Below are 25,922 nucleotides of genomic sequence, written 5' to 3' on the forward strand. Positions count from 1 at the left end.
TGCGCCTTTCACAGGACCTCGAAGAGGCCGGCCGCGCCCATGCCGCCGCCGACACACATGGTCACGACGACCCAGCGCACGCCGCGCCGCCGGCCCTCGATGAGCGCGTGGCCGGCCATGCGGGCGCCGGACATGCCGTAGGGATGGCCGATCGAGATCGCGCCGCCGTCGACGTTGAGGATTTCGCCGGAAATGCCGAGCTTGTCGCGGCAATAGATCGCCTGGGAGGCGAAGGCCTCGTTCAGCTCCCACAGGCCGATGTCGCCGATCTTCAGGCCGTTCTTCTCCAGAAGCTTGGGCACCGCGAAAACCGGGCCGATACCCATCTCGTCCGGGTCGCAGCCGGCGACCGCGATGCCGGCATAGCGGCCGAGCGGCTGCAGGCCGCGGCGCTCAGCGTCGCGGGCTTCCATCAGCACCGCGGCGGAGGCGCCATCGGAGAGCTGCGAGGCGTTGCCGGCGGTGATGAAGCGCCCTTCGGCGACCTCCTGGCCGTCCTTGAAGACCGGATTCAGCTTCTCGAGATCGGCGAGCGTCGTCTGCGGCCGGTTGCCCTCGTCGCGATCAATGGTGACCTCGCGATCGGAGATCTCGCCGGTCTCGCGATCCTTGACCTTCATGGTCACGGTCATCGGCACGATCTCGTTGTCGTAGCGGCCGGCCTGTTGGGCTGCGGCCGTGCGCTGCTGCGACTGCAGCGCGAAGGCGTCCTGGTCCTCGCGCGAGATACCATAGCGGTCGGCGACGATCTCGGCGGTCTCCAGCATCGACATGTAGAGGTCGGGCCGGTGCTCGCGCAGCCAGGGATCGGCGGCGCGGAGCATGTTCATCTTGTCGTTCTGGACCAGCGACACCGATTCCAGCCCGCCGCCGACCGCCACGGTCATGTTGTCCTGGACGATCTGCTTGGCGGCGATGGCGATGCCCATCAGGCCGGAGGCGCATTGCCGGTCCACCGACATGCCGGCGACCTGCGTCGGCAGGCCGGCGCGCAGCGCGCACTGGCGGGCGATATTGGTGCCGGTCGAGCCCTGCTGCAGGGCCGCGCCCATCACCACGTCCTCGATCTCGGCCGGATCGACGCCGGCGCGCTCGACCGCGTGGCGGATGGCGTGCCCGCCCAGCGCCTGGGCCTGGGTGTCGTTGAAGGCGCCGCGATAGGCCTTGCCGATCGGCGTGCGGGCCGTCGAGACGATGACCGCTTCTCTCATGGGTTTGGTGTTCCCTCGGTTGGTGCGCGCGTATGGTGGTGTGCGTCGGCTCAGTCGGTCGGCGGTTCCAGCACCGCCAGCGTGATCCACTGCGCGGTCAGGGCCGGCTTGGTGGCGCCCTCGATCTCGATCGAAGCGTCCCAGGTGGTCTGCAGGCTGACCGCGCGCTCGGCAAGTGCGACCATCCTGAAGACGCCGCGCACCCGCGCCCCGGCCTTGACCGGATTGAGAAAGCGCACGCGATCGAAGCCGTAATTGATGCCCATCCGGGTGGTCTTCACGCCGGGGAGCGCGTCATAGGCGAGCGGCGACAGCAGCGAGATGGTCAGGAAGCCATGGGCGATCGTGCCGCCGAAGGGCGTTTCGGCCTTCGCCCGCTCCGGGTCCACATGGATGAACTGATAATCGCGCGTCGCCGCCGCAAAGCCGTCGATCATCGTCTGGTCGACGGTCATCCAGTCGGAGGTGAGCGGCGCGCCATCGAGGTGAGCGCGATAGGCCTCCATCGAGACCAGGCGGGCCTTCAGGGCCGCCTCGGTCGCGGCGACCGAATCCAGTTCCATCAGTGCTCCTCGAACAGTTCGTGACCGGTCTCGACCCCGATGCCGCCGTCCAGCGGCAGGATCGCGCCCGTGGTATATGCGCCGCCGCGACCGCAAAGGAACAGGGCCGCCCCGGCAATGTCGTCCGGAGCGCCGATCCGGCCCATGGGAACGCCGCGCCCGACCGCCGCGGCCTTCTCGTCCGTGCCCGTCGCGAAGGCCGTCATCTTCGACTGGAAGGGGCCCGGTGCAAAGGCGTTGACGGTGATGTGGCGCGCGGCGAATTCCTTGGCGAGGCAGCGCGTCAGATGATGCACCGCCGCCTTGGAGGCCGCGTAGGAATAGACGTTCTCGGCCAGCGGCGCCGCGCCCATCACCGAGCCGAGATTGACGATCCGGGCCGGGTCCTCGGCGCTGGCGGCCTTTTCCAGCAGTGGCAGCAGCCGCTGGGTCACGGTGAAGAGGCCGGCGACATTGACCCCCATGACCTTCGCCCAGGCGCTGTAGGGAAACTCTTCCAGCGGCGCGCCCCAGGACACGCCCGCATTGTTGAACAGGATATCGAGCCGGTCGGTGCGGGCCTGCACCGCTTCGGCCAGCGCCGCGACACCGGCCTCGCTGGACACGTCGCCGGCAAAGCCCTCGACCGTGCCCGGATGACCCTCGGCATTGATCTCGGCGGCCGTCGCCTCGCAGGCCTCGGACTTGCGGGACGCGATGAGGACCCGCGCGCCGCCGCCGGCCAGTGCCGTCGCGATCATCCGGCCGATGCCCGTCGCACCGCCGGTCACGAGGGCGGTCTTGCCCTCGACGGAAAACAGGCGTTCCAACATCGGCATGGTCATCGGCGGTCCCTCCCGGTCGCTTGCGTCGGCGCCCGTCCGGCGACGGCGCGACGCGAAATCCTTCGTGCCGCAATTGACATCATACTCGTGAGTATGTCCAGTGGCGACAGGATGACGAGCGCGAGAACCACAGGCGACACTCAGGAGACCGGCGCCCGGCCACGCCGGGCGGCGCCGTCGCGCTCGCGGCGCGACCGGGACTTCGTGGCGGCGCGCGGCGGCGATGGCGATCCGGACGGCGTGCGGGCGGCGATCCTGGCCGCCGCGGCCCGGGCGTTCGGCGAGAGCGGCTATGCGGCCGCTTCGATCGACGACGTCGCCCGCCGCATGGGCGCGACCAAGGGCATCGTCTATCATTACTACCGCTCGAAGAACGATCTGTTCTTCGACGTCTGCCAGCACGGCATGGCGCTGGATTTCGCCGCCGTCACCCTGCATGCCCAGTCCCGCGACCGGGCAGTGACGCGGCTGCGGGCCATGGCCGAGGCGCACATCATGACGATGATGCAGGAGGTACACTTCCAGCTGGTGATCCTGCAGGGCGTCTCGCGGCATCTCAACAACCCGACGACGCCGGAAGACAAGGCGTCGCTGGACACGCTGATCGCCGAGCGGGACCGCTACGAGGCACTGTTCCGCGGGGTGATCGCCGAAGCGCGGACCCAGGGCGACCTGCCGGCGACGAGTGACATCTCCCTGGCGGGCAAGACATTCCTGGCGGTGATCAACTCGCCGGTCTTCTGGTATCGGGAGCGGGACGGCGAGACGGCGGACGATCGCCGGACCATCGCCCACGACCTGGCATTCTTTGCATTGCGCGGCGCCGGTGCCGACGACAGCATTCTTGAGGAGGAATTCGACCGATGAACGAACAGAACGGCGCGATGGCGCTGGGCATGACCGAGCGGCTGAAGCCGATCCACGCGGCGGTGCGCGACATGGTGCGCCACGAGATCACGCCGGCCGGCGAAGAGTTTCTGGCCGAGGTGCCGAAGGAAGGCCGCTGGGTCTACACGGCCCGCCAGAAGGAAATTCTCGAGGGGCTGAAGGCGACGGCCAAAAGCCGCAAGCTGTGGAATTTCTGGCTGACGGATTCCGAGCGCGGCTACGGCCTCTCCACCGTCGAATACGCCTATCTCGCCGAGGAGATGGGCAAGACGCATCTGGGCGCCGAGACCTTCAACTGCTCGGCCCCCGACACCGGCAACATGGAAGTCTTCGAGCGCTATTGCACGCCAGAGCAGCAGGCGCCCTGGCTGCCCCGCCTGCTCGATGGCGAAATCCGTTCGGCCTATCTGATGACCGAGCCGGACGTCGCCTCCTCCGACGCCACCAACGTGTCGATGCCGTGCGTCGCCGACGGCGACGACTACGTGCTGAACGGCGAGAAATGGTGGTCGTCCGGGGCCGGCGATCCGCGCTGCGAGATCTACATCGTCATGGTGAAGACCGGCGGCGACGAGCTGCCCAAGCACAAGCGCCATTCGATGATCCTGGTGCCGGCCGACACGCCGGGCATCGAGATCCTGCGCGCCATGACCGTCTATGGCGATGACGACGCGCCGCATGGCCACATGCATATCCGCTTCACCGACGTGCGGGTGCCGAAATCGGCGATGATCCTCGAGGAAGGCCGCGGCTTCGAAGTGGCCCAGGGCCGGCTCGGACCCGGCCGCATCCACCATTGCATGCGCGCCATCGGCCATGCCGAGGCGGCGCTGGAGATGATGTGCGCCCGGTCGCTGCGCCGCGAGGCCTTCGGCAAGCCGCTGGCCCAGCTCGGCGCCAATTACGACATCATCGCCAAGTGCCGCATGGACATCGAGATGGCACGGCTCCTGTGCCTGAAGGCGGCCTGGATGATGGACCAGGGCGACCAGCGGGCCGCCGCGCCCTGGATCAGCCAGATCAAGGTCGTCGCGCCGAACGTCGCCCTGTCGGTCATCGACGAGGCGGTGCAGATGTTCGGCGGCGAAGGCATTTCCCAGGACACGCCGCTGGCCCGCATGTGGACCCATGTCCGCACCCTGCGGCTTGCCGACGGCCCCGACGCGGTGCACCGCCGTCAGGTGGCGCGTTGGGAACTGGCCAAGCACACCCAGCAGAAGGTCTGACGCCGGACCTGCGAGACCGGGGCGGTCAGGCCGCCTCGGTCAGCATGGTGGAAAGGTATGGAAACTACGCTGTTTCCGTACCAATATGACCCATGCAGTTCGAGTACGACCCGAACAAGAGCACGGCGAACAAGGCCAAGCACGGTATCGACTTCGAGGACGCCCAGCGCATCTGGGATGATCCTTGGATGATCGAGACGCCGGCCCGCACCGACGACGAACCCCGCTTCCTGGCGGTCGGCCGGATCGGCGAGAAACACTGGGCGGCCATCTATGCCGTTCGCGCCGGCAGGATCCGGTTAATTTCCGTGCGGCGAGCCAGACAACAGGAGGTCGCATTCTATGAAAGCGCATGATCTCGATGCGGCATTCGATGCCGGCGAGGATGTGAGCGACCAGATCGACTGGTCGAAGGCCCGGCGGCCCAATGTCGAAACACGGCGTGTCAACGTCGATTTCCCCGCCTGGGTCGTGACGGGTCTGGACCAGCAGGCACGGCGCCTCGGGGTGACCCGTCAGGCGCTGATCAAGCTGTGGATCGCCGAACGCCTGTCCTGAAATTATGCCGGCTACGTCTGCGCAGCCTTGGCGCAACCGCGATGCCGTGACGGCGCCGGCCGCAAGCCTTTAGGGAAATTTCATGAAAGCCATCGTCTGCGAAGACTACGGTCCGATCGAGAACCTCGCCTACAAGGATGTCGACGAACCGTCGCCCGCGGGCCGCGAGGTCGTCATCAAGGCCGAGGCGGTCGGCGTGAACTATCCGGACGGCCTGCTCGTCCAGGGGCTGTATCAGGCCAGGCCCGATCTGCCCTTCGTTCCGGGCATGGAAAGCGCCGGCACCGTCGTCGCGGTCGGCCCCGACGTGACGCGGCTCAAGGTCGGCGACCGGGTCGTCGCCTCGATGCAGCTCGGCGCCTTTGCCGAAAGGGTCGCGGTTCACGAGGCCGCGGCCATGCCCCTGCCCGACGGTTTCGATGCCGGCGTCGCCTGCGCCCTCGTCTGCGGCTATGGCACCGCCCATCACGCGCTGAAGCAGCGGGCGGCGCTGAAGCCGGGCGAGACGCTGCTCGTCCTCGGCGCGGCCGGCGCCACGGGCCTTGCCGCCATCCAGATCGGCAAGACCATGGGCGCACGGGTGATCGCCGTCGCCTCGTCGGCCGAAAAGCAGGCGCTGGCCAGGGCCGAGGGCGCCGACGAGGCGATCGGCTACGAGGATCTGCGCGGCGACATCAAGCGGCTGACCGACGGCGCCGGCGTCGATGTCGCCTTCGACCCTGTGGGCGGCGAGGCGTTCGACGCGCTGGCCCGGTCGATGGCCTGGAACGGCCGCCTGCTGGTCATCGGCTTTGCCTCGGCCACCATCCCGAAGCTGCCGGTCAATCTTGCGCTGGTGAAGGGCTACAGCCTCGTCGGCGTGTTCTGGGGCGCCTTCACCCGCAAGGAGCCCGCGGTCTTCGCCGACAACATGCGCGAGTTGATGGGCTGGGCGGTCGACGGCAGCGTCCGGCCGCATGTCTCGGAGCGCGCGAAGCTCACTGACGCCGCCGATGTCCTGCGCCGCATGCACGACCGCCAGACCACCGGCAAGATCGTCCTCGTTCCGTAGGATGCAGCGTCGGCCGGGCCGAAACCGACGGCCCGGTCATGCGTTCGCCCAAGAGACATCCCAGTTTCAGGAGACATCCATGTCCGCCATTCCCGATACGATGCAGGCGCTCGTCCTCAGATATGACGGCTATTCCGGCACCGCCGAAGGCCCGACCATCGAGGACCTGAAGGACTGGGTCTCGCTGGAGGAGATCGCCGTGCCGAAGCCGGAAGGCCGGCAGGTGCTGGTCCGCATCGGCCTTGCCAACATCAACCCGTCCGATCTCCACTACATCAAGGGCGAATACGGCCAGCCGCGGCGCAAGGGCGTTGCCGCCGGCTTCGAGGCGATGGGCGAGGTCGTGGCCGCCGGTGAGGACCCGGCGGCGGCCAAGCTGGTCGGCCAGCGCGTCGCGGTGTCGGTGGCGCGCACCGGGACCGGCGCCTGGGCGCAATATGCCCTCACCGATGCCGGCGCGGTCGTTCCGCTGGCCCCGCAGATGCGCGACGAGGATGCGGCGGCGCTGATCGTCAACCCGCTCAGCGCCTGGGCCATGGTGCATCTCGCAAAGGAGCGCGGGGCGAATTCCTTCGTGATGACCGCCGGCGCCAGCCAGCTCTGCAAGCTGATGGCCTCGCTTGCCCGCGACATGGGCATGCACGCCATCGCCGTCGTGCGCCGCGAGGAGCATCGCAGCACGCTAGAGGGCCTCGGCGCGGGCACGGTGCTGAACACAGCCCGGGAGGATTTCGAGGACATGCTCCTGCAGGCGATGAAGCAGAACCAGCCGAGGATGCTGCTCGACGCCGTGGCGGACAATCATTCGGCGACGATCTTCTCGGCCATGCCGGCCGGGGCGCACTGGGTGATCTACGGCAAGCTCTCGCAGGAGGCGCCCCGCCTGCCGGCACTCGGCCAGATGGTGTTCATGAAGAAGGTCATCGAGGGCTTCTGGCTGACCGAATGGCTCGGCCGCGCGACGCCCGAGCAGCGCGTCGAAGCCTTCACCGAAGTGCAGAAACGCTTCATCAGCGGTGCCTGGAAGACCGATGTCGCCGAGACCATCCCGCTCGCCGAGGCGCCGGACCGACTCGCTGGAGCTCTCGAAGGCATGAACCGCGGCAAGGTCTTCCTGCGGCCCTGAGGGCGGCCTGCCGCGGCGTGATTTCGCTGCACCGCGGCAAAATCTCGGCCGCTTGGTTCATGTCGGGCCGGCGCGGCCTATATGCCCGTTTCACCCGAGCGTCCGGCCGCATCGCAGGCGGGCGCCACGACGACGAGACAGGCTCTGGAGGCGACATGTGCGGAATTTGCGGTGAGATCCGGTTTGACGGAAATTCGGCGTCGCCGGAACGCATTTCCAGAATGTCCGCCTGCCTCGAGCGCCGCGGCCCCGACGGCTCCGGCCAGGTGGTGCGCGGCCGGGTCGGCCTCGGCCATCGCCGGCTGAAGATCATCGATTTGAGCGAGAAGGCCGAGCAGCCGATGGTCGACCCCGATCTCGGCCTCACCATCGCCTTCAACGGCTGCATCTACAATTACCCGGAACTGCGCCAGGAACTGGAGGGCAAGGGTTACCGCTTCTTCTCCCATGGCGACACCGAGGTGATCCTGAAGGCGTATCACGCCTGGGGCCGCGATTGCGTCAAGCGCTTCCACGGCATGTTCGCCTTCGTCCTGCACGAGCGCGAGACCGGCCGGGTGCTGCTCGCCCGCGACCGCTTCGGCATCAAGCCGCTCTATCTGTCGCAGAACGACAAGCGCCTCTATGTCGGCTCGTCGCTGCAGGCGATCCTGCGCACCCGCGACGTCGACACCTCGATTGATCGTGAGGCGCTGCACCACTACATGACGTTCCACGCGGTGGTGCCGCCGCCGCTGACCATCGTCAAGGGCGTGCGCAAGCTGCCGCCGGCGACGACGCGGCTGATCGAGGCCGACGGCAGCTACAGCGACGAGATGTTCTGGGCGCCGAACTTCGCACCGCTGCCGGGCGACGAGAAGCTGTCCTCCAACGACTGGCGCGACCTCGTCATGGAATCGCTGAAGACCGCCGTCGCGCGCCGCATGGTCGCCGACGTGCCGGTCGGCGTACTGCTGTCGGGCGGCGTCGATTCCTCGCTGATCGTCGGGCTCCTCGCCGAGGCCGGCCAGAAGGACCTCAACACCTTCTCGATCGGCTTCGAGGATGCCAATGGCGAGGTCGGCAACGAGTTCGAGTTCTCCGACCTGATCGCCAATCACTACGGCACCGAGCACCACAAGATCTTCGTGCCGGGCTCGGAACTGATGGAGCATCTGCCGGGCACCATCGCCGCCATGTCGGAGCCGATGGTTTCCTACGACAATGTCGGCTTCTACCTCCTGTCGCGCGAGGTCTCCAAGCACATCAAGGTGGTCCAGTCGGGCCAGGGCGCCGACGAGATCTTCGGCGGCTATCACTGGTACCCGCCGATGGTCGGCGCCAACGATCCGCTGGCCGCCTACAGCCGCGCCTTCTTCGACCGCTCCGACGAAACGCTGCGCCGGCAGATTTCGCCGGAATGGCACGCGGGCAGCGACGTCAGCCGCGAATTCGTCGAGCGCCATTTCGCGATGGCCGGCGCCACCAACCCGGTCGACAAGGCCCTGCGGGTCGACGCCCACATCATGCTGGTGGACGATCCGGTCAAGCGCGTCGACAACATGACCATGGCCTGGGGCCTGGAGGCGCGGGTGCCGTTCCTCGACCACGAACTGGTCGAGCTGGCCGCGCGCGTGCCGGCCGAGGAAAAGCTCAAGCAGGAGGGCAAGGGTGTCCTCAAGGAGGTTGCGCGGCAGGTCGTCCCGTCCGAGGTGATCGACCGGAAGAAGGGTTATTTCCCGGTCCCGCAGCTCAAATACATCTCCGGCCCCTATCTCGACATGGTGCAGGACACGCTGCGCTCCGACAGCGCCCGCTCCCGCGGCCTGTTCCGCGACGACTATCTCGACACGCTGTTCGCCAATCCGGCGGACCACATCACGCCGCTGCGCGGCTCGGAACTGTGGCAGGTCGCGCTTCTGGAAATGTGGCTTCAGCAGCAGGAGCTGTGATCGCGCCATGGCCGACATGAGAGACAAGCAGCAGCACGGGGTCGACAAGCACCGCCTGCGGCGGATGCATCGCGACGGCATGAAGCCGCCGATCAACCAGCCCGGCGGTGCCGCCTACCAGGCGCAGGAAAACGCCATTCTCGATTGCGGCTGGGGCCGGCTGGTCTTCGGCCAGACCTTCGACGACCCCAAGGAGCTGGTCAGCAGCCTGCGCGAGGAAGGCACGGCGCGGCGCGACATCGCCTTCTATGTGCGCGATCCGCATGTCCTGCTCAGCCATGCGCCGCAGGAGATCTTTCTCGACCCGTCGCACACCTACCGGCTGGACCTCGCCACCTATCGCAGCGATCCGCGCCGTCCGCGCGGCTATTTCATCCGCCGCATGTCGTCGGAACAGGATGCCAACGAGGTCAACCGCATCTACCAGAGCCGCGGCATGGTGCAGGTGCATCCCGGCTTCTTCTGGTCGAACCGCGACAACCGGGCGCTGACCTATTTCGTCGCCGAGGATGAGACCACCGGCGCGATCATCGGTACCGTCACCGGCGTCCACAATCGCCGCGCCTTCAACGACCCGGAGAACGGCTCCTCGCTCTGGTGCCTGGCGGTCGACCCGCAGGCCACCCAGCCCGGCATCGGCGAAGCGCTGGTGCGACGCCTTGCCGAGCATTTCCAGGCGCGCGAATGCGCCTTCATGGATCTGTCGGTGATGCACGACAACGACAAGGCGATCGCCCTCTACGACAAGCTCGGCTTCTACCGGGTCCCCTATTTCGCCGTGAAGCGCAAGAACGAGATCAACGAGAAGCTGTTCACCGGCACCGACGACGATTACGACCATCTCAATCCCTACGCGCGGATCATTGTTGACGAGGCCCGGCGGCGCGGCATCCATGCCGAGGTCACCGACGCGCCGGGCGGCTTCTTCCGCCTGACCCAGGGCGGTCGCACGATCCATTGCCGCGAGAGCCTGTCGGAGCTCACCTCCGCCATCGCCATGTCGATCTGCGACGACAAGTCGGTCACCCGGCGCACCGTCGAGGCGGCCGGCGTCAAGGTGCCCGAACAGATGGACGCCGATGTCGGCGACGAGGCGATCGCCGCCTTCATCGAGACCCATGGCAGCATCGTGGTGAAGCCGGCGCGCGGCGAACAGGGCCGTGGCATCGCCGTCGGCATCGACAATCTGGAGGACGCGAAGACCGCCATCGCGGCGGCCCGCCAGCAATCCGACCGGGTGCTGCTGGAGGCCTGCTTCAACGGCGAGGATCTGCGGCTCATCGTCATCGACTACCGGCTGGTGGCCGCCGCGCTGCGCCGCCCGCCGCACATCACCGGCGACGGCCGCTCCAGCGTGCGCGAGTTGATCGAGCATCTGTCGCGCCGCCGCGCCGCCGCGACCGGCGGCGAAAGCCGCATCCCCGACGACGCAGAGACCACGCGCTGCGTGAAGAATGCCGGCTACGACATGGATGCGGTTTTGCCCAAGGGCGAATGGATCGCGGTGCGCAAGACGGCGAATCTGCACACCGGCGGGACCATCCACGACGTCACCGGCGAGGTCCATCCGACGCTGGTCCAGGCGGCCATCGCCGCGGCCCGGGCGATCGAGATTCCGGTGACCGGCATCGACCTGATGGTCAAGGATCCGCGCCAGCCTGACTATGTCTTCATCGAGGCCAATGAGCGGCCGGGTCTGGCCAATCACGAGCCGCAGCCGACAGCCGAGCGTTTCATCGACCTCTTGTTTCCCCTGTCGATACCGTTTTCAGTGCGCGCAGCCAGGAATCAGCAGCAGAAATCACGGAAGGACGAATAGTGCCGCGGCTTGCCATCGATGCCGAGTATCTGACGGACCAGCTCAAGGCGCTGCTCACCATCCCCAGTCCGACCGGTTACACGGACACCATCGTGCGCCATGTCGCCAAGGAGCTGGAGCGCCTCGGCCTGACTGCCGAACTGACCCGCCGCGGCGCCATCTCGGCCGTCCGCCAGGGCTCGCGCCGGGCCTCGGCCCGCGCCATCGTCAGCCATCTCGACACGCTCGGCGCCCAGGTGAAGCAGCTCAAGGACAATGGCCGGCTGGAACTGGTGCCGATCGGCATGTGGTCGGCGCGCTTTGCCGAAGGCGCCCGCGCGACGCTGTTCACCGAGGCCGGCACCTATCGCGGCACCATCCTGCCGCTGAAGGCCTCGGGGCATACCTACAACATGGAAATCGACACCATGCCGGTGGGCTGGGACTATGTCGAAATGCGCGTCGACGCCCTGTCGCGCAATCGCGAGGAGCTCGACAAGCTGAAGATCGAGATCGGCGACACGGTCGCCATCGATCCGCAGCCCGAATTCATGGAGAACGGCTTCATCGTCTCGCGCCATCTCGACAACAAGGCCGGCGTCGCGGTGATGCTGGCGGCGATCGAGGCGATGGAGCGCGAGGGCGTGTCGACGCCGGTGGACATCCACTGGCTGTTCACCATCGCCGAGGAGGTGGGCGTCGGCGCCGCCTCGATCCTGACCCCCGACGTCGCCTCGATGATCGCCGTCGACAACGGCACCTCGGCGCCGGGCCAGAACTCGTCGGAATTCGGCGTGACCATCGGCATGTCCGACCAGTCCGGCCCGTTCGACTTCCATCTGACCAAGAAGCTGGTGCGGCTCTGCATCGACGAGGACATCAGCTACCAGAAGGACATCTTCAAGTTCTACCGCTCGGACTCGGCCTCGGCGATCGAGGCCGGCCACGACGTGCGCACCGCCCTCATCACCTTCGGCGTCGATGCCTCGCACGGCTACGAGCGCATCCACATGCATGCCCTGCGCTCGCTGTCGGAGCTGATCACCGCCTATGCCACCTCGCCGGTCGAGATCGAGCGCGACCGCAACCAGCATGCCGGCATCAAGGGCTTCACCCGCCAACCGGCGATCGAGGCGGAACAGGAACTGGCCGAGGATTCCGAACCGGCGGAATGACCCCGGCGGAACAGTCCCGGCGGCGCTCAACCACTCTCCCCTTGCCCGTCGAACGGGCTAGGATGATCATGTCGGCACAGAGGCGGCACGGCGGGGGACAGCGTGACGGCGCAGGCATGGATGGCGATCGCCATGGAATGGTGGAATGCGTGGATCGCGATCGCGACACGCCAGCCGGTCATCGCCGCCATGGGACTGGCGTTGGCGCTGCTGTCGCTGATCCTGACGCGCAGCGTGGTCATCTTTCTGGCGGCGGTGTTTCTCGCCGTGATCGCCGTCCGCGCCACCGCGCCGGTGGACGATCCGCTGCAGCGTCAGGTCCTGGCCTATGGAAGCCTCGCCGTGATCGTCGCGGTCTCGCTGGTCGCCATGGCCCTGCGCTTGCGGCTGCGCGACACGCGGGACCGCTTGAGCCAGTCGCAGGCCCGCGAGGCGGAACTCCAGGGGCTCTATGATAGCGAAGTGCGGTGGCGCCAGGCCGCCGGCGATCGGCGCGAGACGCTGCCTCCGGCGCCGAGCGAGACATCCGAGGCCTGAGCCCCGGCGCCTCGCCGCCCGTCAGAAGCTCGCGTCGGACAGGAGCATAGGTCCCGACGGCCGGCCAGCCGGCACAAGCCGCACCACCTTGAAGCCGCGCTCCTGCAGCGCCTGCAGGAAGTCCGGCAGCATCGCCGCCGTGCGCGACTGGATGTCGTGGAACAGCACGATGCCGCGGCCGTGCTTTTCCAGCGACAGCAGCGTGCGGTCGCGAACGATCGACGGCGCGTCGCGGAAATAGTCCTTGGAGTCGATGTCGACGTCGATCGCCACGACGCCCTCGCCCGACAGACGCTCGCGCAGCGACCGCGTGTCGGCGAGATAGGGAAAGCGGAAGAACGGCGCCGGACGCCGGCCGATCGGCGCCAGTGCCGCCGAGACGCTGCGCTGGCCGCGGTGGATCTCGGCGATGGCCGCGTCGGCGCTGAGCGTGCGCAGATTGGCGTGGCCGTCGGTGTGGGTGCCGATGGTGTGGCCGTGCAGCGCCACGTCCTGGGCGATCTTCGGATAGGCGCGGGCCATCTGGCCGACCATCAGGAAGGTCGCGCCGACGCCGTATTCGTCGAGTGCGCGCAGGATCTTGTGGGTCTTGCCCGGAATCGGACCGTCATCGAAGGTGAGCACCACCTCCCTGGGTTGCAGAACGATGTCGGAGATGTGGCTGACTTCCAGCGTGCGACCGTTCAGCGGCGAAGACGAGACCGGCGCGAAGGACTGGAACAGCGGGAAGGCGCCGTCTGAAGCATCGGGCGCGAAACCGAGCGCGGAGACCGACGTCGTGGCGGTCGGGCCCTTCATCGCAAGGCTTCTCGCCTCGTTATGGCCGCAGCCGGCGATGAGGGCGAGCGCCAGGATGGCGGCCCCGGCACGAAACAGTTTCATGACAGCGATCCGGAGAGTTTCGACGCTCCGGTTGTATCGCGCCATGGTTAACGCCCGGTTGCGTGCCTCCCCCCGTTTCGATCCGCCGGCCGGGGTCAGGCGCTCCGGGGCCGGACCTCTCCCCTTGGGCGACGCCCAGCCGACGCCGCGTCGGCGCCTGCAATGCGCGCGGGATGGGTGAAGATCTCGAAACCCTCATCGCGCACCACTGCCACCAGCGTGATGCCGGCGGCCTGCGCCTCCGCGATGGCGAGCTCGGTGGGCGCGGAGATCGCGGCGATCAGGCCGCAGCCCATCACCGCCGCCTTCTGGATCAGCTCCACCGAGACCCGGCTGGTGATGGTCAGGAAGCCGGTCGCGGGATCGATGCCGGCCCCGGCCAGATGCCCGGCCACCTTGTCCAGTGCATTGTGCCGGCCGACATCCTCGCGCAGCACCACCATGTTACCGCTCGGCCGGTGAAATGCCGCCGCGTGGACGGCGCGCGTCAGCCGCGTCAGCTCCTGCTGCCGCGCCATGTTGGCCACCGCATCGGTCAGTTCGGCCGGCGCGACGGAGACGTCCGCCGCATCAACGGCCGGCAGGTCGCGGCCTGCGAGCTCCAGCGATTCCACGCCGCAGAGGCCACAGCCCACCGGCCCCGTCATCTGGCGTCGGCGGGCGGTGTAGGTCGCGGCGCGGGCCTCGCTCAGCCACAGCCGGCAGTCGATGCCGAGGTCGCTGTCGACGATCTCCATCCGCTCGATCTCGTCGGGACGGGTGACGATGCGCTCGTTCAGGGCAAGGCCGATACCGAGATCCCGGATATGGGAGGGCGTCGCCATCATCACCGCATGGGTCGAGCCGTCGACCGAGATGGCGATGGCGGTTTCCGCCGGCACCTGGCGCGTCGCCGATGCGAAGGCGCCGTCCCGAAAGACGATGCTCTGCGTGCCCGTCGACGGGTTGCGGGTCATGCCTGATCCTTCTTGCGGCGAGCGGGGCGGATCGTCGTCCACGCCGGTCCCCGGCCAAGTGGAGCAGAGCGGCGTTGCCGCAAGCGCTATCGTCGCGCCGACGTGTTCAGGGCCCGTCCGGCAGCGCGCTTTCATCCCAGAAGGCGGTGAGGATCGGCGGGCGCGGATCGCGCCGGGCCGTGACCAGACCGATGCGGTAGCTGACGTCGCCATCGGTGATGGGGATCGCCACCATCGGGTCGGCCAGGCCCAGCGTGTCGGCGAAGGGACAGGGCATGATCGTCGCCAGATCGGCGGCCCGCACCTGCGCCAGCAGCGCGATCATCGAGTTCGATTCCATCACCGCCCGGAATGCCCTCCCCTCGGCCCCCAGATGCCGGTTGAGGATCTGCCGGTTCTGCATGTCGCCAAACAGGAGGCAGAGCGGGATCGAGGCCGCCTCCTCCCAGGTCACGCTCGCCCTGTCGGCCAGGCGGCTGCCGCGCGTCGTCACCAGGCAGTAGCGCTCGGCATAGAGCGGCCGTGTATCCAGCCGGCGCAGACGCTCGTCGTCGAGATAGGTCAGGGCGACGTCGATCTCGAAATTCTCGACGCCCTGCACGAGCTCGGTCGAGGTGTGCGACATGACCTCGAAGGAGACATCGGCGTGCCGCGCCAGGAACGGCGTCGTCAGCCGCGCCACCACCGGCAGCGCCGTCGGCACCGCGCCGATCCGCAGATGACCGGAAAGGCCGGACCGGACGGTGCGGATCTCCTCGCGCATGGTGCGCAGATCGTCGGTGATGCGCCGCGCCCAGACCAGCACGCGCTCGCCTTCGTCGGTCATGCCCTGGAACCGCGAACCGCGATTGACCAGCGTCACCCCGAGCCGCTCCTCCAGCTGGCGCAGACCCGCCGACAGGGTCGGCTGGGTGATGCCCAGCCGTTCGGCGGCGCGGCCGAAATGCTTCTCGCCGGCCAGCATGATGAGATATTCGAGCTTGTCGATCATCGCGGCACCCTATCAATCGCCGGGCCACGCTCCTACATGCAACGGCTTGGCGCCGCCGCTGTCCCCAGGAAGCGGCGCAGTCCTTCCGACGGCTTCACGGACGCTTCCATGGTTTCTCCCGACGATCTCTCCCAACTCGGCCGCGACGCCCGTCCCGCCGCCTCGCCCGAAGAGGCGGTGCTGGAAACGGTGCCCTACACGCGCGGCGACGGCGCGCCGGCCATCGTGCGCTTCACCTGCCCGGAATTCACCTCGCTCTGCCCGGTGACCGGCCAGCCGGACTTCGCCCATCTGGTCATCGACTACGCGCCGGACGAGCGGCTGGTGGAATCGAAGTCGCTGAAGCTGTTCTTGACCAGCTTCCGCAATCACGGCGCCTTCCACGAGGATTGCACCGTCTCGGTCGGCCGGCGCATCGTCGCCGCGACCCAGCCTTTGTGGCTGCGCATCGGCGGCTACTGGTATCCGCGCGGCGGCATTCCGATCGACGTGTTCTGGCAGACCGGCCCGGCCCCAGAGGGCGCCTGGGTCCCGGAGACCGGCGTGCCGCCCTATCGCGGCCGTGGCTGACCACTGCGTTCGGGGCGTTCGCATTGATCGCCGGCCGCCCCGCGCCTAAAGCATCGAGGAAGCAAGCGCGACGGCGCGGCGCCGGCCCTTCCGGGTCGGCCGGCCGGGGTCGCGGAGACGAGGCGGCATGCCGGGGCGCATGACCTGCAATCGGAGCGGACGGACATGACAGACCAGGACACGCAGCTCGACAGCATCGAATCGGCCATCGCGGCGATCGCCGAGGGCGAGCTCGTCGTCGTGGTCGACGACACCGACCGCGAGAACGAGGGCGACCTGATCATGGCCGCCTCGAAGGCGACGCCCGAAAAGATGGCCTTCATGATCCGCCACACCAGCGGCATCATCTGCGTGCCGATGACCGCCGACCGCGCCGACCGGCTGAACCTGCCGCCGATGGTCGCCAACAATCTCGACCCGATGCGCACCGCCTTCACCGTGTCCGTCGACTACAAGGTCGGCATGACCACCGGCATCTCCGCCGAGGAACGCACCAACACGGTGCGGGCGCTGGCCAACGACAATTGCTCGGGCACCGACTTCCTGAAGCCGGGGCATATCTTCCCGCTGATCGCCCGGGACGGCGGCGTCCTCACCCGCTCCGGCCACACCGAAGCGGGCACCGATCTCGCCAGGCTGGCCGGGCTGGAGCCGGCCGGCGTCCTGGCCGAGATCGTCAATGACGACGGCACGGTGAAGCGGCTGCCGGAGCTGCTGGTCTTCGCCCGCGAGCACGGCCTGAAGATCATCTCCATCGAGGACCTGATCTCCCACCGCATCCGGCGCGAGTCCTTCGTCACCTGCGTGCGCGAGGAGCCGATGAAGGTCGGCGGCGTGGATGCCATGCTGCGCATCTACGAGACGCCCTTCGACCAGATGCAGCACGTGGTGGCGGTGTTCGGCGACGTGCGCGACGGCGAGAAGGTGCCGACCCGCATCCACCGCGAGCAGCCGGTGCTCGACCTGTTCGGCCGCACGCGGGAGACCAAGACCTGGGTGGAGATCGCCGTCGACCGGCTGAAGAGCCACGGCTCCGGCGTCCTGATGCTGCTGCGCACGCCCAATGTCGACGATTTCGAGACCGGCGACACGGTCGCCGACCATGCCGACGGCGAACGCCACGGCAGCGCTCTGAAGCGCCAGCAGCGCTGGCGCGAGATCGGCGTCGGGGCGCAGATCCTGCGTGATCTCGGCGTGCGCTCGATTTCGGTCGTGGCCACGCATGAGCGCGCCTATGTCGGCCTTACCGGCTTCGGCATCGAGGTTGCAGGGACCATCCTCGTCGAGGATTGAGACCCGGCGACGTCATCCGGGCAGCACGCCGCGCATCACGCGTGCCGCTAGGTCGCAACCCGGCTGCAACCGCCGAACACTCCGCAGAGGAACATGCGGGTATTTCCTCCGCCTTATGAACAACATGAGTCAGATGCGCCGTGCGTCGCGCCATAACAGCACAGATTTTGTCTCAACTTGGCACAACTCGCGTGGCGAAGCAAAAACTTCCGTTAAGTCAGCATAATCCTGTTGATATTCGTCAAATATGATTCAATCCTCTCCTTGCGCTACATCATAACAACGGAGGCGTTTTTTCCATGCGCAAGGTCCTGCTTAGCATTCCCGCTATCGCTGCGGTGCTCGCGTTTTCGGCGACCGCCGAAGCCAAAACCTACAAGCGACACATCGCCGAAAACAACGAGAAGGCATATTGCGTCGAGTACGTGCCTTCCACCTACATCTACAATACCCGTGGCAAGAAGGTCGTCGGCGAGAGCCGCTCCTGGGTCGGCGACTTCGTCGACGGCGCCACCATCGTCAAGCGCCGCAATCCGGCCGTGTACAAGACCACGCGGAAGCTCGTCGAGCAGGATCACTACACGCTCGTCGACGGCGCCTGCTGACATCGCACGAGGGGGGTGCGAGCAGATGTGCCCGCTCCCCCTTCATCCTTGCCCCAGAAGGAGCGGACGCCGATGACCGTCACCGCCAGCTTCACGGCAGCACTCGTCCTGGCCGCCGGCCTGACCATTCCTTTCGGGGAAAAATCTCCCCCCGCCACCGCGCCCGCTCCGCTGCCGGAATACGGGCTCGCCTTCGAATTCGTCGAAGAGGAGCGCGGCTACACGCTGAACGCCCTCGTCCAGGATCGCGCCACCCGCAAGGTGGAGAGCACCACCATCAACCGGTGCAATGCGATCGACATCGAGTCCTTTTCCGAAGGCCTGTTCGGGAGCCCCGTGCGTTGCGACGGGGTGAATTACGTTTTCGAGACCGAGGGCACGGCGATCGTCGTGGAATCCTCCGACACCAAGCCGTCGCGCCGGGTGAAGATCCTGCCCCCCGGCCACGCCATCCTGAACGGCATTCCGCTGCTCATGGAGACAGCGCGCTAGAGATCGGGAAGCTCATCCCGTGGAACGCGTCCGGTCGGCGATAGCGGATTTCACCGTCGATCGTATAGGCCTGCGGCAGCCGGTTCTCCGGCGCGCCGACGGGCGGCGCCGTGCGCGTCGGCGTCACCATCAATCCGGCATCCCAGAAGCGTTCGAGATCGTCCGCTGTCACGCCGTCCTCGTCGTCGGCAAAGGCGATGGCGAGGCCTTCCGTGCCGGTGACGGTCTGCCGCCAGGGTGTCTGGCCGGCGGCCGGCAGCGGCCAGGCGGGCGTCGCGGCGGCGTCCGGCCCTGCGGGCTCCCCGTCCGCATCCACATCCGTATCCGCGTCGACGGCCGGCTCCCGGGGCACCAGGAATCCTTCATAGGACAGGGCCGCGATGACATAGGGCGGGACATAATAGGCGGCGTTGGTCGGGGTGATCGGCCGCACGATGAGTTCCGGCCCGGTCTCGCAGGCCTCGGCGGTCGGGCCGCCGCCATTGTCGAGCGTCACATAGCAGCGCGAGGGGATGCTGGTGCATCCGCCGACAATGGCGAGCGTGAACAGGATCGGCAGAGCTGGTCGCATCGGGGGTCCCTCGCTGCGACCTTCCACATTTATGGTTAGCAGGCCGTTAATGGCAGCGCGCAGCGCCCGGGAAACCGCGCAGAGGCCGCCGGCAAGGCCCGACCCTGCCGCCGCCTCAGCGGGCCAGCCCGTGGGCGGCCACCGTGGCGCGGATCGCGGCGATGAACAGCCGGAGCGCCGGCGACGGATCGCCCTCCCCGCGCATGGTCAGGCCGACCGGCCCCAGCGTCTCGGCCATGTCGACGGGCAGTTCGGCCAGCATGCCGTCGGCCACGTCCAGCGCCACCACCCCCGACGAGATGAACCAGACCGCATCGGTCTTGCGGACATAGGCCCGACCGAAACTGTCGACGACGGTCTCGATCCGGTCGCGGCGGCGGGTCAGGCCATGGGCGATGAAGTAGCGCTCGGCGATCGTCCGGATGGCGGCATCCGCATCGGGAAAGATCAGCGGATAGGCCGCGATCAGCGCGGGATCGGCGGCGCTCAGCAGCGGATGGCCGGGGCGTACGACGAGGCTGACCCGCTCGGAATAGAGCTGGGCGAAGCTGAAGCCGGCCATCGCCTCGGGCTGGCCGAGCCGGCCGATCACCAGGTCGAGTGCGCCGGAGGCGAGCTGCGACAGGAGGTAGGCATTGGGCCCGGAGACGATGGTCAGCCCCGCCTCCGGGGCGGTCCGCGCCATCTCGATCGCCGCGTCGGGCACGATGCGCGCGGCGACGCTCGGCAGCGCCCCGATGGTCAGGCGCAGCTGCGATGCGGCCAGCGTCTCGGCGACGCCCTCGATACCCTGGCTGAGGGCGGCAAGGCTGGCCGAGGCATAGGAATGAAACATCCGCCCCACCGGCGTCAGTGTCGCCCCGCCCCGTCCGCGGGCAATGAGGCGCGCCCCCAGCATCTCCTCGAGTTCAGACAGCGTCTTGGAGACGGCGGGCTGCGACACGTTCAGCCGCACGGCCGCCTTGCCGAGACTGGCGGAGCGGGCTACCTCGATAAAGGTCTTCAGATGTCTCAGACGAACCCGTGGGTCGATTTCCATAATCTCACGGTTATGCGAACTGCGCTGGAATTCATTTTACATGAGTTTTCAGGCGGCTGATAGTGAACGGGTTGAGCTGACGGAGACCGGGAGGAACCATGCAGCAGGACCCCAGCGAGCGCTATCAGGCGGGCATGAGAGTACGCCGTGCCGTGCTCGGCGACGCCCATGTCGATCGCGCCCAGCGCCAGAGCGACGGGTTCGACGCCCCCTTCCAGAGCTTCATCACCGAGGGCGCCTGGGGCACGGTCTGGTCGCGGCCGCATTTCACCCATCGCGAACGCTCCATCGTCACCATCGCGCTCCTGGCCGCGCTCGGCCAGGACGACGAGGTCGCCATGCATGTGCGGGCCACGGCCAATACCGGCGCGACCCGCGAGGACGTTCTGGAAGCGCTGCTGCACGTCGCCGTCTATGCCGGCGTGCCGGCCGCCAACCACGCCATCAAGATCGCCAAGTCGGTCTATGCCGAGATCGACAAGGCCGCTGAGGCAGGCCCCGCATGAGCGGCGGATCCTTCTTCCAGCGCGACCGCAACTGGCATCCGGCCGCCTATACGCCCGGCTACAAGACGAGCGTGACGCGCTCGCCGCAGAAGGCGCCGATCTCGCTCGACAACACCGTCTCGGAGATGACCGGCCCGGTCTTCGGCCATGATCTGATCGGCGAGACCGACAACGACCTCCTGCGCAATTTCGCCCATGGCGGCGAGCCGATCGGCCAGCGCATCATCGTCCATGGCCGGGTGCTCGACGAGACCGGCAGGGGCGTTCCCGGCGCACTTCTGGAATTCTGGCAGGCCAATGCCGGCGGGCGCTACCGCCACAAGAAGGAAACCTATCTGGCGCCGCTGGATCCGAATTTCGGCGGCTGCGGACGCACCCTCACAGATGCAGACGGCAGCTACCGCCTGCGCACCATCAAGCCCGGCGCCTATCCCTGGCCCAACGGCGTCAATGACTGGCGGCCGGCCCATATCCATTTCTCGGTCTTCGGCCATGGCTTCGCCCAGCGGCTGATCACCCAGATGTATTTCGAGGGCGACCCGCTGATCTGGCGCTGCCCGATCGTTGCGACGATCCCCGACCGCGCCGCGGTCGAACGGCTGATCGCGCCGCTCGACATGAACAATGCCGTGCCGATGGACAGCCGCGCCTATCGCTTCGACATCGTCCTGCGCGGGCGCCGGTCGACCCTGTTCGAGAACCGGACGGAGGGCAATTGATGGCCCAGCCCCTCGCCTATCTGAAGGAATCGCCGTCGCAGACCGCCGGCCCCTACGTCCATATCGGCTGTACGCCGAACTACAGCGGCATCGAGGGCGTCTATGCCGAGGATCTCGGCGCCCGCATGGTGGATGCCGAGACGCAGGGCGAGCGCATCCGCATCGTCGGCCGCGTCTTCGACGGCGTCGGCACCGCGCTGAAGGACGCCCTGGTCGAGATCTGGCAGGCCGATGCGCAAGGGCTCTATCCCGGCCCGTCCGAGACCCGCGGCACCGCCGATCCGCATTTTTCCGGCTTCGGCCGCTCGCCCGGCGACATGACCACCGGCGAGTTCGTCTTCGAGACGATCAAGCCCGGCAAGGTCCCGTTCAAGGACGGCCGCCCTCAGGCGCCGCATGTGACGGTCTGGATCGTCGCGCGCGGCATCAATCTCGGCTTGCACACCCGCATGTATTTCGGCGACGAGGAGGCGGCCAACGCAGCCGATCCGGTGCTGGCGCGCATCGAGCACCGCGCGCGGGTCCAGACACTGATCGCGCCCCGCACGCAGGAGGGTGACGTGCCGACCTACCGGTTCGACATCCACCTGCAGGGCGAGAACGAGACGATCTTCTTCGACATCTGACGGCTGCAAAGAGGTCCATGGCACAGTTCAAGACACTGAAAGACGCCGTCGCCGACAATCTGCGGCCCGGCGACATCGCGGCCTTCGAGGGCTTCACCCATCTCATTCCCCATGCGGCCGCCCATGAGGTGATCCGCCAGGGGATCGGCGAGCTGACCCTCGTGCGCCTGACACCCGACCTCGTCTACGACCAGCTCGTCGGCTGCGGGCTGGTGAAGAAGATGATCTTCTCCTATCTCGGCAATCCCGGCGTCGGCCTGCTGCGGCGCGTGCGCGACGCGGTGGAGAACGGCGTGCCGCAGGCGCTGGAACTGGAGGAACACTCCCACGCCGCCCTCGCCAATGCCTATGAGGCGGGCGCCGCCGGCCTGCCGATGGCGGTGTTCCGCGGCTACAAGGGCGCCGGGCTGAAGGCGGTCAATGCGAACATCCGCTCGGTCACCTGCCCCTTCACCGGCGAGGAACTGGCCGCCGTGCCCGCGATCCGGCCGGACGTCACCTTCATCCACGCCCAGAAGGCCGACCGGAAGGGCAATGTCCTGATCGAGGGCATTCTCGGCGTCCAGAAGGAGGCGGTGCTGGCGGCCAGGCGCGCCGTCATCACCGTGGAGGAGATCGTCGACGATTTCGACGACGCCCATCCGAACCTCACCATCCTGCCGCACTGGACGATCAGCGCAATTGCCCATGTGCCCGGCGGCGCCCATCCGTCCTATGCCCGCGGCTATTACGGCCGCGACAACGCGGCCTATGTCGAATGGGACGAGATCGCCGCAGACATGGACCGGTTCAGGGCCTGGATCGACACTCATGTCATGCAGGCCGGGCCGGAGGATTTCGCCGGCCGCGTCGAGACGCTGAAAGGGAAGATGTGATGGCCGACTTCACGCCCGACGAGATGATGACCATCGCCGCCGCGCGGGCCCTGTCAAACGACGACGTCTGCTTCGTCGGCATCGGCGCGCCCTCTGCCGCTTGCAACGTCGCCCGGCTCACCCATGCGCCGGACATCACCCTGATCTACGAGAGCGGCACCATCGCCACGGCGCCGAGCGTCCTGCCGCTGTCGATCGGCGACGGCGAACTCTGCGAGACGGCGCTGACCACCGTCTCGGTACCGGAGATGTTTCGCTACTGGCTGCAGGGCGGCCGCATCTCCATCGGCTTCCTGGGCGCCGCGCAGCTCGATCCCTTCGGCAACATCAACACCACGGTGATCGGCGACTACGCCCACCCGAAGACCCGCCTGCCGGGCGGTGGCGGCGCGCCGGAGATCGCCTCGTCCTGCGGCGAGGTGTTCATCACCATGAAGCAGACGAAGCGCGGCATGGTGAAGGCAATCGACTTCTTCACCTCCTTCGGCCACGGCAAGGGCGGCTCGGACCGCCAGGATCTCGGCATCACCACCAAGGGGCCGACGCTTCTGGTGACCGACATGGCAGTCTGGCGGCCGAACCCGCAGACCAAGGAATTCGAGGTCAATTCCATCCATCCGGGCGCCTCGCGCGAGGCAATCGCGGCGAGCTGCGACTGGGATGTCGTCTATGCGGCCGATGTCGGCGAAACACCGCCGCCGACCGAACTGGAGCTCTCCACCCTGCGCGCGATCAAGGCCCGCACCGCGGCGGCACATCGCCGGAACGCCGCGTGACGACCACCCGCACCCGCGTCGCCATCATCGGCGGTGGCCCCGCCGGCCTGCTGCTCGCGCTGATCCTGCACCGCGCCGGCATCGAAAGCGTTGTCCTGGAGCGCAAGAGCCGCGACTACGTCCTGTCGCGCATCCGCGCCGGCGTCCTCGAACAAGGCACCACGGATCTCCTGCGCACCGTCGGCCTCGGCGCGCGGATGGACCGCGAGGGCCTCGTCCATGACGGCTTCGACATCGCCTGGCGCGGCGAGATGCTGCATGTCGACCTGCGCGAACTGACCGGCGGCAAGACCGTGACGGTCTACGGCCAGACCGAGGTGACCCACGATCTCTACGACGCCCTCGACGAGGCCTGCGTGCCGGTCATCCACGAGGTCGAGGACGTCACGCCGCAGGACATCACCGGCAGCGCGCCCTTCGTCACCTACCGCACGCGCGACGGCGAACAGCGGCTGGAATGCGACTTCATCGCCGGCTGCGACGGCTTCCACGGCGTCTGCCGACAGGCGATCCCCGCCGCCAGCATCGAGACCTTCGAGCGGGTCTATCCCTTCGCCTGGCTCGGCGTCCTGACCCGCACGCCGCCGATCCAGGACGAGCTGATCTACGCCAATCACAGCCGCGGCTTCGCGCTGTGCTCGCTGCGCAATCCGCAGCTCTCGCGCTACTACATCCAGTGCGACGCCGACGACGATGTCGCCAACTGGCCGGACGAGCGCTTCTTCGACGAATTGCAGGCGCGGCTGCCCTCCGCGGTCGCCGGCAATCTGGTGCGTGGGCCGTCGATCGAGAAGTCGCTGGCGCCGCTGCGCTCCTTCGTCGCCGAGCCGATGCGCTACGGCCGGATGTTCCTCGCCGGCGATGCCGCCCATATCGTGCCGCCGACCGGCGCCAAGGGACTGAACCTGGCGGTCTCCGACATCCACTATTTGTCGCGCGCGCTGATCGCCCATTACCTCGACAAGGATGACGGGCTGCTCGACGCCTATTCCGAGACCGCGCTGGCGCGCGTGTGGAAGGCCGAGCGCTTCTCCTGGTGGTTCACCTCGATGATCCACCGTTTCGAGGAGCACGGCGCCTTTTCGCAGCGGATCCAGGAGGCGGAATTCGACTATCTGGCCGATTCCGAGGCGGCGCAGACATCGCTTGCCGAGAACTATGTGGGGCTGCCCTTCTGACGGACGGCGGGCCGCTCAGCCGCGCCCCGTCTCCCGCATGATCTGGCGCTGGCGCTCGCGCAGCGACGCCGCCTTCTCCTCGCTCAGCCGGTCGATGCAATGGGCGCAGGAGACCCCCTCCTCGAAGGCCGGGTCGGCGCGCTCCTCCGGCGACAGCGGCTGGCCGCAGCCATAGCAGGCGGTCCAGTCCGTCCGTGCCAGCCCATGGCCGACGGCGACGCGGCCGTCGAAGACGTAGCAGTCGCCCTCCCAGCGACTGTCTTCCCGCGGCACGTCCTCGAGATATTGCAGGATGCCGCCCTTCAGGTGGAAGACGCTCTCGAACCCCTTGGAGAGCATGTAGGCCGAGGCCTTCTCGCAGCGGATGCCGCCGGTGCAGAACATCGCCACCTTGCGGTGCTCGGCCGGGTCGAGCGCGGTCTCCACATAGGCCTTGAAGTCCGTGAAGCTGTCGATCGCCGGATCCACCGCCCCGGCAAAGCCGCCGACCTTGGTCTCGTAGCGATTGCGGGTGTCGAGGACGAGCACCTCCGGATCATTGATCAGGGCGTTCCAGTCGGAAGGGGCGACATAGGTGCCGACGCGCCGGGAGGGATCGGCCTCGGGTGCCCGCATGGTGATGATCTCGGGCCGGATGCGCACCTTGGTGCGGGCAAAGGGCCAGTCCTCGGCCGCCGAGAATTTCAGCTCGCCGCGGCCGATGCCGCAGCGCCGGTCGAGATGCGCGACCATCGTCGCCACGCCGTCCTGCGGTCCCGCCAGCGTGCCGTTGATCCCCTCCGGGGCAATGAGGATCGTGCCGCGTGTGCCGGTGTCGGCGCACAAGGCGGCGAGCTCGGCCTTCAGCGCGGGAAGGTCGTCGAGCGTGACAAAACGATAGAAGGTGGCGACGGTCAGGGACATGGCGCGTCATACCGCCGGTCTGCCCGCGTGACAAACCCCCGCCGCCCCGCGC

The 25,922-nt window shown here is 67.7% G+C and carries 29 protein-coding genes; 20 read left to right on the plus strand and 9 right to left on the minus strand.

What is annotated here, in order from left to right; translation table 11 throughout:
- Positions 1-8: 8 nt before the first annotated feature.
- Genes SI859A1_RS17040 through SI859A1_RS17050 form a run of 3 tightly spaced genes read right to left on the minus strand, consistent with a single transcriptional unit; the run spans position 9 to position 2,592 of the window.
- On the minus strand, positions 9-1,211 hold the full coding sequence (locus SI859A1_RS17040) for an acetyl-CoA C-acyltransferase (RefSeq protein WP_009210932.1): 1,203 nt from the start codon (positions 1,209-1,211) through the stop codon (positions 9-11).
- Between the two features lie 50 nt (positions 1,212-1,261).
- Positions 1,262-1,717 carry a MaoC family dehydratase gene (locus tag SI859A1_RS17045; protein WP_040326699.1) on the minus strand — a complete coding sequence of 152 codons (456 nt, stop codon included), beginning with the start codon at positions 1,715-1,717 and terminating at the stop codon, positions 1,262-1,264.
- Between the two features lie 56 nt (positions 1,718-1,773).
- Positions 1,774-2,592 (minus strand): SDR family oxidoreductase, encoded by an 819-nt coding sequence (locus SI859A1_RS17050; protein WP_009210934.1) that lies wholly within the window; start codon positions 2,590-2,592, stop codon positions 1,774-1,776.
- 117 nt (positions 2,593-2,709) lie between these two features.
- On the opposite strand from SI859A1_RS17050, the gene SI859A1_RS17055 reads away from it, so the two are divergent.
- From SI859A1_RS17055 to SI859A1_RS17100, 10 genes are all read left to right on the plus strand, one after another.
- The gene (locus SI859A1_RS17055; RefSeq protein WP_050767572.1) at positions 2,710-3,465 is read left to right on the plus strand and encodes a TetR/AcrR family transcriptional regulator; all 756 of its coding nucleotides are present in this window, start codon (positions 2,710-2,712) and stop codon (positions 3,463-3,465) included.
- A 17-nt stretch (positions 3,466-3,482) separates the two neighbouring features.
- On the plus strand, positions 3,483-4,712 hold the full coding sequence (locus tag SI859A1_RS17060) for an acyl-CoA dehydrogenase family protein (protein WP_009210935.1): 1,230 nt from the start codon (positions 3,483-3,485) through the stop codon (positions 4,710-4,712).
- 92 nt (positions 4,713-4,804) lie between these two features.
- Positions 4,805-5,068 carry a BrnT family toxin gene (locus SI859A1_RS17065; protein WP_040325952.1) on the plus strand — a complete coding sequence of 88 codons (264 nt, stop codon included), beginning with the start codon at positions 4,805-4,807 and terminating at the stop codon, positions 5,066-5,068.
- Positions 5,055-5,270 (plus strand): type II toxin-antitoxin system BrnA family antitoxin, encoded by a 216-nt coding sequence (gene brnA, locus SI859A1_RS17070; RefSeq protein ID WP_024349613.1) that lies wholly within the window; start codon positions 5,055-5,057, stop codon positions 5,268-5,270. Before SI859A1_RS17065 ends, brnA begins: the two co-directional genes overlap by 14 nt.
- Before the next feature lie 82 nt (positions 5,271-5,352).
- Entirely contained in the window at positions 5,353-6,321 is a 969-nt protein-coding gene (locus SI859A1_RS17075; RefSeq protein WP_009210936.1) for an NADPH:quinone oxidoreductase family protein, read from the plus strand.
- 79 nt (positions 6,322-6,400) lie between these two features.
- Entirely contained in the window at positions 6,401-7,447 is a 1,047-nt protein-coding gene (locus tag SI859A1_RS17080; RefSeq protein ID WP_009210937.1) for an alcohol dehydrogenase catalytic domain-containing protein, read from the plus strand.
- Between the two features lie 155 nt (positions 7,448-7,602).
- Entirely contained in the window at positions 7,603-9,378 is a 1,776-nt protein-coding gene (locus SI859A1_RS17085; protein WP_009210938.1) for an N-acetylglutaminylglutamine amidotransferase, read from the plus strand.
- Positions 9,379-9,385: 7 nt separating this feature from the next.
- Positions 9,386-11,197: an N-acetylglutaminylglutamine synthetase gene (gene ngg, locus SI859A1_RS17090; RefSeq protein WP_009210939.1), complete on the plus strand. Its 1,812-nt coding sequence runs from the start codon at positions 9,386-9,388 to the stop codon at positions 11,195-11,197.
- Positions 11,197-12,351: an osmoprotectant NAGGN system M42 family peptidase gene (locus SI859A1_RS17095; protein WP_009210940.1), complete on the plus strand. Its 1,155-nt coding sequence runs from the start codon at positions 11,197-11,199 to the stop codon at positions 12,349-12,351. Before ngg ends, SI859A1_RS17095 begins: the two co-directional genes overlap by 1 nt.
- 102 nt (positions 12,352-12,453) lie before the next feature.
- On the plus strand, positions 12,454-12,888 hold the full coding sequence (locus SI859A1_RS17100) for a hypothetical protein (RefSeq protein WP_009210941.1): 435 nt from the start codon (positions 12,454-12,456) through the stop codon (positions 12,886-12,888).
- A 21-nt stretch (positions 12,889-12,909) separates the two neighbouring features.
- On the opposite strand, the gene SI859A1_RS17105 is transcribed toward SI859A1_RS17100, so the two are convergent.
- From SI859A1_RS17105 to SI859A1_RS17115, 3 genes are all read right to left on the minus strand, one after another.
- Positions 12,910-13,770, minus strand: coding sequence for a polysaccharide deacetylase family protein (locus SI859A1_RS17105; RefSeq protein WP_040325954.1), 861 nt, complete (start codon positions 13,768-13,770; stop codon positions 12,910-12,912).
- A gap of 95 nt (positions 13,771-13,865) precedes the next feature.
- Positions 13,866-14,726, minus strand: coding sequence for a formate dehydrogenase accessory sulfurtransferase FdhD (gene fdhD, locus SI859A1_RS17110; RefSeq protein ID WP_040325955.1), 861 nt, complete (start codon positions 14,724-14,726; stop codon positions 13,866-13,868).
- A 106-nt stretch (positions 14,727-14,832) separates the two neighbouring features.
- Entirely contained in the window at positions 14,833-15,717 is an 885-nt protein-coding gene (locus SI859A1_RS17115) for a LysR family transcriptional regulator (protein WP_009210944.1), read from the minus strand.
- Positions 15,718-15,825: 108 nt separating this feature from the next.
- Here SI859A1_RS17115 and queF point away from each other — a divergent pair, with 108 nt between their 5' ends.
- The 4 genes from queF to SI859A1_RS17135 all read left to right on the plus strand — a co-directional run bounded on the left by queF (position 15,826) and on the right by SI859A1_RS17135 (position 18,677).
- Positions 15,826-16,287 carry a preQ(1) synthase gene (queF, locus tag SI859A1_RS17120; protein WP_009210945.1) on the plus strand — a complete coding sequence of 154 codons (462 nt, stop codon included), beginning with the start codon at positions 15,826-15,828 and terminating at the stop codon, positions 16,285-16,287.
- Between the two features lie 165 nt (positions 16,288-16,452).
- Positions 16,453-17,580, plus strand: coding sequence for a 3,4-dihydroxy-2-butanone-4-phosphate synthase (gene ribB / locus SI859A1_RS17125; RefSeq protein WP_009210946.1), 1,128 nt, complete (start codon positions 16,453-16,455; stop codon positions 17,578-17,580).
- Positions 17,581-17,879: 299 nt separating this feature from the next.
- The gene (locus SI859A1_RS17130; RefSeq protein WP_040325956.1) at positions 17,880-18,185 is read left to right on the plus strand and encodes a hypothetical protein; all 306 of its coding nucleotides are present in this window, start codon (positions 17,880-17,882) and stop codon (positions 18,183-18,185) included.
- 72 nt (positions 18,186-18,257) lie between these two features.
- Positions 18,258-18,677: a hypothetical protein gene (locus SI859A1_RS17135; RefSeq protein WP_040325957.1), complete on the plus strand. Its 420-nt coding sequence runs from the start codon at positions 18,258-18,260 to the stop codon at positions 18,675-18,677.
- Here SI859A1_RS17135 and SI859A1_RS17140 read toward each other — a convergent pair.
- On the minus strand, positions 18,658-19,248 hold the full coding sequence (locus SI859A1_RS17140; RefSeq protein ID WP_040325958.1) for a hypothetical protein: 591 nt from the start codon (positions 19,246-19,248) through the stop codon (positions 18,658-18,660). The genes SI859A1_RS17135 and SI859A1_RS17140 overlap by 20 nt on opposite strands.
- Before the next feature lie 115 nt (positions 19,249-19,363).
- Entirely contained in the window at positions 19,364-20,287 is a 924-nt protein-coding gene (pcaQ, locus tag SI859A1_RS17145) for a pca operon transcription factor PcaQ (RefSeq protein ID WP_009210948.1), read from the minus strand.
- Between the two features lie 98 nt (positions 20,288-20,385).
- Between pcaQ and pcaC the strand changes: the two genes are divergently transcribed.
- The 6 genes from pcaC to pobA are packed head-to-tail and all read left to right on the plus strand — an operon-like array spanning position 20,386 to position 24,967.
- Positions 20,386-20,793, plus strand: a complete 408-nt coding sequence (pcaC, locus tag SI859A1_RS17150) for a 4-carboxymuconolactone decarboxylase (protein WP_009210949.1) — start codon at positions 20,386-20,388, stop codon at positions 20,791-20,793.
- The gene (gene pcaH, locus SI859A1_RS17155; RefSeq protein WP_009210950.1) at positions 20,790-21,512 is read left to right on the plus strand and encodes a protocatechuate 3,4-dioxygenase subunit beta; all 723 of its coding nucleotides are present in this window, start codon (positions 20,790-20,792) and stop codon (positions 21,510-21,512) included. The genes pcaC and pcaH overlap by 4 nt, the downstream gene beginning before the upstream one ends.
- Positions 21,512-22,138, plus strand: a complete 627-nt coding sequence (gene pcaG / locus SI859A1_RS17160) for a protocatechuate 3,4-dioxygenase subunit alpha (RefSeq protein ID WP_040325959.1) — start codon at positions 21,512-21,514, stop codon at positions 22,136-22,138. Before pcaH ends, pcaG begins: the two co-directional genes overlap by 1 nt.
- Positions 22,139-22,155: 17 nt before the next feature.
- Complete coding sequence (locus SI859A1_RS17165) at positions 22,156-23,013, plus strand: CoA transferase subunit A (RefSeq protein ID WP_009210952.1); 858 nt, start codon at positions 22,156-22,158, stop codon at positions 23,011-23,013.
- The gene (locus SI859A1_RS17170; protein ID WP_009210953.1) at positions 23,013-23,789 is read left to right on the plus strand and encodes a CoA-transferase subunit beta; all 777 of its coding nucleotides are present in this window, start codon (positions 23,013-23,015) and stop codon (positions 23,787-23,789) included. Before SI859A1_RS17165 ends, SI859A1_RS17170 begins: the two co-directional genes overlap by 1 nt.
- Positions 23,786-24,967 (plus strand): 4-hydroxybenzoate 3-monooxygenase, encoded by a 1,182-nt coding sequence (pobA, locus tag SI859A1_RS17175; protein WP_009210954.1) that lies wholly within the window; start codon positions 23,786-23,788, stop codon positions 24,965-24,967. Before SI859A1_RS17170 ends, pobA begins: the two co-directional genes overlap by 4 nt.
- A 15-nt stretch (positions 24,968-24,982) precedes the next feature.
- Here the strand turns inward: pobA and trhO are convergent, their stop codons facing one another.
- Positions 24,983-25,870, minus strand: a complete 888-nt coding sequence (gene trhO / locus SI859A1_RS17180) for an oxygen-dependent tRNA uridine(34) hydroxylase TrhO (RefSeq protein ID WP_009210955.1) — start codon at positions 25,868-25,870, stop codon at positions 24,983-24,985.
- Between the last annotated feature and the right edge of the window lie 52 nt (positions 25,871-25,922).

Source organism: Aurantimonas manganoxydans SI85-9A1 (genome assembly GCF_000153465.1).
Taxonomy (GTDB): domain Bacteria; phylum Pseudomonadota; class Alphaproteobacteria; order Rhizobiales; family Rhizobiaceae; genus Aurantimonas; species Aurantimonas manganoxydans.